Source organism: Paenibacillus sp. P4_A7 (assembly GCF_056402455.1).
Genome location: NZ_JBFUHJ010000320.1, coordinates 1 through 6,285 on the forward strand (window position 1 = coordinate 1; position 6,285 = coordinate 6,285).

Here is a 6,285-nt window from a genome sequence, read left to right on the forward strand (position 1 = left end):
GTATCTCCATTCAACCTGATTGCTTCGATAATATAACGAAGATTGTGTTCATATTCCTCAGGTGGAACGCCAACTCCGTGATCATACAGGTTCTGGTCATTCATCCCATACCCGATAGAAACAAGATCCGGCTGTAGAGGAACTACATCGCTATCCACTCTTGTCGCCCCGCCCTTACTTGTTTCGCCCCCTATCGCTTTATTTACGACCCGGATGCTGCTCCCTGGATATATTTCGCCAACATAGTCAGCGAAACGTCGGTAATAGGCGAAGCGTTCCTGGCTTGCTTCTCCCCCCGTACTGATGCTGTCACCGTAGACGGCATAGACAATTTCTTCATCTGCTTGCAGCTTTGCAGCTACTCTTGGGAGTAGTGCCGCCAAGCTACTAGCCAACCTATACGGATTTGAAACAGCACTATCATCCTCTAGAGCATAATCATATTCTGCGTACACCGTATAAGCGCTATTGCTGTAGTCGCCAAATTCAGTATGGTCGAAGTTGCTTACCCCATACATAGGATGCTGCGACCAATCCGCTATGCGGCTGCCCGTTGTTCTACGAATAGAAGCATTTACATAATCTACTGTGTAATCAGTACCTTCGACATATTCGATCAAATCTGCCTTATTTTTATCCGCATCACTAAATACTCGTACATGCGCTCCAGGTAAGGGCCTTCTTCTTAAAGGAAACTCCTCATCCCTCACGAGAACAAAAGCTTCTGTTTGTTGTCTATTTCGCCAGTCATTTTCTGCAGACATTGCGTGTGCAACCCCTTTTTCATAGTTTATTCATCCAAAACAATCGTTCAAGTCTATTTATTTACAAGACGAAATCATGCTCCCCCGACTCTAGCTGCATAAGAATTTCGCGTCCTTGAAGATGGACTTCCAGCCGAGCCTCTATCCCAGTAGGAATGGCTGTCTTAAGGTGAATAATGCCATCCTTACCCTTTTCCCATCTTACGAACAAATCACCCTGAACAGTCCATACCGTCGCTTCTGCAAAGGACAGCGTATCGGGGAAATAGGGACGTATGACAGCTTTCCTAAAGCCTGGAGCATCGGAATGAATACCCACTACATATTGCTGTAGTAGCCTTGCCGGATATCCGTTCCATGCATGGGAATGGCTCTCGATATCCTCCCAGCCTTCCCAAATTGTCTTCGCACCCTGAGCGATCATATAGCCCCAGCCCGGGTATTCCTTGCGGTCCAACAAAGCGAAGGCTTCCTTCTCTCGTTTATTCTCAAACAACATCCGCAGCAGCGGCAGTGACAACACGGTGCGGCACTCCCATTCCTTTCCTGCCACATAAGCAATTGCTTTCTCGCGATCTTCTTCACGAAGCGCATTCGCATACAAGGCAACTGCAGTAACTCCTTGATGAGTTTTGTCTGAATCTGAGCTGTCCCTAAATACACCCAGTTCACTATTAAAAAGTTGCTTATACATATTTTCATTTAACTTCTGAGCCTGTTCCAGATATTTGGCATGATCCCTGCCCTCGCCTAATAAATCAGCAATATCTCCAGCAATTCTGATCGCTTGCAGCAGCTTGATCTGTTGTACGGTCAGAAAGTCTCCGTCATGCTCTACAGAAGGATATGGCCAATCGCTGATGTGCCAGCCTTTATCTAATGGAACGAGACCTGTAGCCTGATCGAGCTTGCTGATAAAGTAGTCAACCATACGACACAGCGGCCTATAGTGGGTTTTGAGCAGATCGAAGTCACCCGAAGCATCATATAGCTTCCAAAGCAGTGTCGCATAGTGCAAATCCCATTCCGGAATTTGTATATTAAAGTCTGGGTGCTCATAGGTGGACGGTGCATTAAAAGGGAATGTGCCATCCTCCAGCTGTGCATCAGCGAAATCACTCAGCGTCTTCTCAAGTACAGTGAGCGCATTAAAGTTATAGAGCAGTGTCTCTGCCTGCAAATCTGTGTCTGCGGTATATTGCGCTTGTTCGCGATGAGGACAATCGACTGTTTGCCCCAGCGTATTGTTCTTCTGCGTTCGGATGCAAGCATCGTAAAGCGCATTCAAATGTTCATCAGAGCAGCGAAAGCTTCCCGTATACTCCATAGCTGTATAGGCCAAGCATACCGTTAGCTCATCTGCCGATTCGATCGATATAGGATAACCGGTTACTTCAACGTATCGGAATGCCTTGTAAGAGAAATTAGGCTCCCATGTCTCTACCTGATCGCCTCTCATCGTATATTGATCGTAATAGTTCTCTGATTTCTCGTTAGTTACGTTATGATCCACTCTTCCCTGAGCGTCCAGGTTCTCCGAATAGCGGAGGCGTATCGTCACGCCTTCTATACCTTTTAACTCCAGCTTAGGCCAGCCAGAGATGATTCTGCCTGCATCAAATACTTGAGGAAATTCACCCTTAGCTTCGCTCCCAGCAGGAAGGCTGAGCTTCGTTAACGTAATCTCCTCTTCAATTGCGCCCTCAGGAATCGTCTGCAAAACCATCGACCAATCTTCACGACCAATCTTTGATTTTTTGGCTTTAGCCGTCTTCATGCTATGATTCCAGTTTGCGTAACGCCACTTCTCGTCCCAGAGTCTAGCATCATAGTCTTCTATAGCCGAAATCCTGCGGTTTTGTTGATAAGCTGTGCCTACCCGATGCGGCATATCAACCAAGGTGTCCCAGCTTGTATCGGACTTTATGACCATTTTCTTTCCGTCTATGCTTGATAGATGCAGCTCCAATCGAAAACCCGGCAGACCATCGACAACATTTTGTCCCGCGCCCCCCATATAATGCGCGTCTGCCGTGATGCAATTCAAACCCTCAATTAATCGATCACTGACTTCATATTCCGTATAGAACTTCCTCTTCCACGGATCGGTAGGTGCAGGGGTACCATAACCGCCTATTTTGTCTCCATTCAAATAGACCTGAACATAGTGATGCCCTGATACGTATAGACGAGCGGAATTCCATTTCTCATTCACATCAAACTCTTTGCGAAAATATGAAAAGTCATTCGTTCTAACTTGCTGCGAGCGCCAAATCCACTCAGAAGTCCACTCCATAACATTCAGCTCCTAGTATTTTTTCAAATTATAAGACTTTTTAAGTTTCACACTTATAATAGGCTTATAATTCACCGCGAAACTTTGCTTTGCCTCCAAGGACGGCGACAGCCGTTTACGCTTGAAGCATAACATAACTATTTTTCTTGCTATAGGGAGGTATTTATGTTATTTATAGGGCAATCACATCCTAATTTGAAGGAGTCGATCGAGATGAACTCCACACCTTTTACTTTAGAAGGAAGTATCTTTTGGGATTCTAATTTTCAAATGTATGTTAAGAGAGAACGTGAAAAATTCACATTGCCTATACATATTCATGACTTTATAGAAATTCATTACGTTGCGGAAGGTAAAGGCTATCACTATGTCGGTGATGAGAGAATTCTAGTTGCGAAAGGAGATCTCTTTATCATCCCGATTGGAACTCGACATGTCTATCGACCTTCTTCTGAAGCAGATAAGGATGAATTAATCGTCTATAATTGTCTATTTGCATCAGGGGTTTTGGAGCTGCTTAATAGGTCCTATCCACTACCGAAAGAAATTGAAGACCTATTAAACGGTAACACCCGCACCTATAGCCGATACAAGGATATCTTCCACGAAGGGCGTTTGCACATGGAGGCTCTGCATCGGGAATATAAATCAAAGCAGCCTGGTCATGAGGCCGCCTTATATGCCCTATTGACCAGACTGCTCATTTATTTGTACCGTCTAGAATTAAATCTAACAGCTGCGCTTCCAGCCTATGCGCAGTTCGATTCTGCCTTTGCCTACATAGAGGAAAATTATAGCCGCCCCATGATTTTGTCTGACATCGCAAAGCTCATACCAGCAAGTCCAAGCTACACACAGAAAATATTTAAGCGCATAACTGGACAATCCTTTACCGAATACGTGCAAAACCTAAGGATTAAGAAAAGCACAGAGCTGCTTACGCAAACTTCCTTGTCCATTAAGGAGATCACAGAAATGGTCGGTTATCGAGATCAAAAGTTTTTTCACGAGTTATTCCGTAAGAAGACGGGACAAACGCCACTTCAATATCGCTCCAAAACTTATGGATCAGCCACCCTCTCACCTCCTGGGCCGGAGAACTACTAAGTCTCATACTTGCTTTATTGCTCGATGTGGGATAATAGACGAAAATGAGAAGCCTTCAATACAAAGGCTTCTCATTTTGCTTACTCCACTATTTTCTTAGAGAGTGCCAGCATATCCTGTAGGTCGACTACTCCATCATTATTAAGATCTGCTCTTCTGGCTTGCTCCCAGTCCGGACTGCCCGCACTTTTACCAAAATGATAAGACATAATAGCCAAGTCGCCGACGGTAACTACTCCATCCTGATTCAAGTCGCCTTCATTCGCTATAAATACGTTTATGGATGAAGGTGCCGCTTGACTTTCATTCCCCTGAGCATTCCCAAGGACAGCGCTTGTAACCGATATCGCGCCTGTTGCCGTTTGTGTTATGTTTTTTGCTTTGAAAGTCAGCTCCAGAATTTCCGCACTACCTGTCACTGCATTCCCGCCGCCTTCACTTGCGATGATGAAATGAAGCTGTCCTGTTGGAGCTTTAACAGTACTGAGAAGATTGACTCCTGCTTTTATGGACTTAGCTGATACAAACTCCATAACAGAAGAATCATAAGACAGCTTAATATCCTGCGCATAAATGCTTTCAGCAGCGCCACTGAGACCATACTTAACGGTAAACTTCTTACCCGGCTGAGCCGAGCCTCCTCCTGTTAAAGTAGTCTGAAGCGTTGAAGCAATATTAACTGTCACCGTTGCAATATTAGAATCCTTTACACCATTATTTATTTTGAATGTAAATGTATCCGTTCCGCTTGCTCCTTGACTTGGGGTATAGGTGAAAGCTCCAGTAGCTGCATTTGTGATTGCTGCAGCTCCTTTGGTACCATTCGCCACAATACTATACGTCAGTGACTGTCCGGCTTGACTACTTCCAGTTAACATCCCGTTTACGGCAGTATTTGTAAGAGCTGCAACTGTAAGATCATTTGCTACTAGTTCACTTTCAGCTGCATCCAGTGCATAAAGTCTGCCCTCTCCCGGTGCAAAGCTAGCAGATAATGCGCCTGTTCCGGCATTATAGGTAGTCGCGACTTCCAATCCCGTTGTCTTAGACACTTCTTTGACAGAATCCGGAAGAGTGCTTAATGAGAAGGATTGGGTATAAGAATTTTCCAGATCTTTATTTACGATCATAACGAATTCTCTTCCGTCTTCATTCTCAAAGCGTGATACAATCATCGGCATTACCGGTTCAGTAGTAGTCGATGGCTGCCAGAAATAGGTCGATGGGAGAGCAGTTGCAAATGGAGGTACACCACCCGTGTGATACACATCTTTGGATGTCAGTGAAAGAAGAGTTGATCCGAGCTTCAATACTTCTCCATTCACATTTTTCGCGTAATCATACGTATCGTTCTTCGTGCCATCAGGCATTATTAATCCATTATCCATGCCCGCTGGTGTGTGGTAGGTAAAGTAAACATACCCTTTTGCCCCATAAGCCAATGTAGAATAAACTTGAAATTTCAATTGACTCTCGCTTGGCTCTACCATATTAAAATAGTCATAAGACATAGATTGAATATAAGCCCAAAGATCGGTGCCCTTTAGTAATGACTGCTTGCGGAAATACTCTAAAGATTGATAATAAGGCTTCTCATCAAATCTTGTTGATAAATAAKGATAGGAGTCAAACGAGATCATGTCGGGATCGGTAGCTAACCAACCGTTAACATAGTTTTCATAACCGCCGTTTACGGGGTCGTTGGTGCCGCTGAAGTAATGCTGGCAATCATCACATATTCCATATAAATTCGTATACACCATATGATCGGGATCGATAGCCTTTATTTTATCCGACACCGACTTCAGCTTAGGAAAAACATCGCCAAACGKTTCATCAACCAAGTTATAACCAAGTAAAGCAGGATTATTCTTATAATGATTAACAAATGTCTCAATATATTCATCGCTTAAGTCGTTTGTAGGTGAGAAAGCGTTCCAATTTCCCCCGCCGGATCTAGGAAGCGTCATTTGGAAATAAAGATCGTTCGTTTGAGCGGAACCATTCGAGTAGGCTTGTCCTCCTGCATATGTGTCAGAATCGCTAGTCAAGAAAGGACCTAAATTTGTAGTGCTATCTGTAGTCAACTCCAAATAGTAAGTCGTATTTGCTGCAACT

General features: G+C 44.2%; 4 protein-coding genes. 1 reads left to right on the top strand and 3 read right to left on the bottom strand.

Annotation, left to right across the window (positions count from 1 at the left end):
• Both AC1DWN_RS24955 and AC1DWN_RS24960 read right to left on the bottom strand, forming a co-directional pair.
• Window positions 1-764: SGNH/GDSL hydrolase family protein (locus AC1DWN_RS24955; protein ID WP_477561595.1), on the bottom strand; the 764-nt coding region annotated here is incomplete at its 3' end.
• 61 nt (window positions 765-825) lie between these two features.
• Window positions 826-3,060, bottom strand: coding sequence for a family 78 glycoside hydrolase catalytic domain (locus AC1DWN_RS24960; RefSeq protein WP_477561596.1), 2,235 nt, complete (start codon window positions 3,058-3,060; stop codon window positions 826-828).
• Window positions 3,061-3,225: 165 nt separating this feature from the next.
• Between AC1DWN_RS24960 and AC1DWN_RS24965 the strand changes: the two genes are divergently transcribed.
• Window positions 3,226-4,167, top strand: a complete 942-nt coding sequence (locus AC1DWN_RS24965; protein WP_477561597.1) for an AraC family transcriptional regulator — start codon at window positions 3,226-3,228, stop codon at window positions 4,165-4,167.
• An 80-nt stretch (window positions 4,168-4,247) separates the two neighbouring features.
• Here the strand turns inward: AC1DWN_RS24965 and AC1DWN_RS24970 are convergent.
• Window positions 4,248-6,285: cohesin domain-containing protein (locus AC1DWN_RS24970; RefSeq protein ID WP_477561598.1), on the bottom strand; the 2,038-nt coding region annotated here is incomplete at its 5' end.

Bases quoted from the DNA above. Each gene is read 5' to 3' on its own strand.
- AC1DWN_RS24960 (WP_477561596.1), bottom strand. From the start codon at position 3,060: ATGGAGTGGACTTCTGAGTGGATTTGGCGCTCGCAGCAAGTTAGAACG.
- AC1DWN_RS24965 (WP_477561597.1), top strand. From the start codon at position 3,226: ATGTTATTTATAGGGCAATCACATCCTAATTTGAAGGAGTCGATCGAG.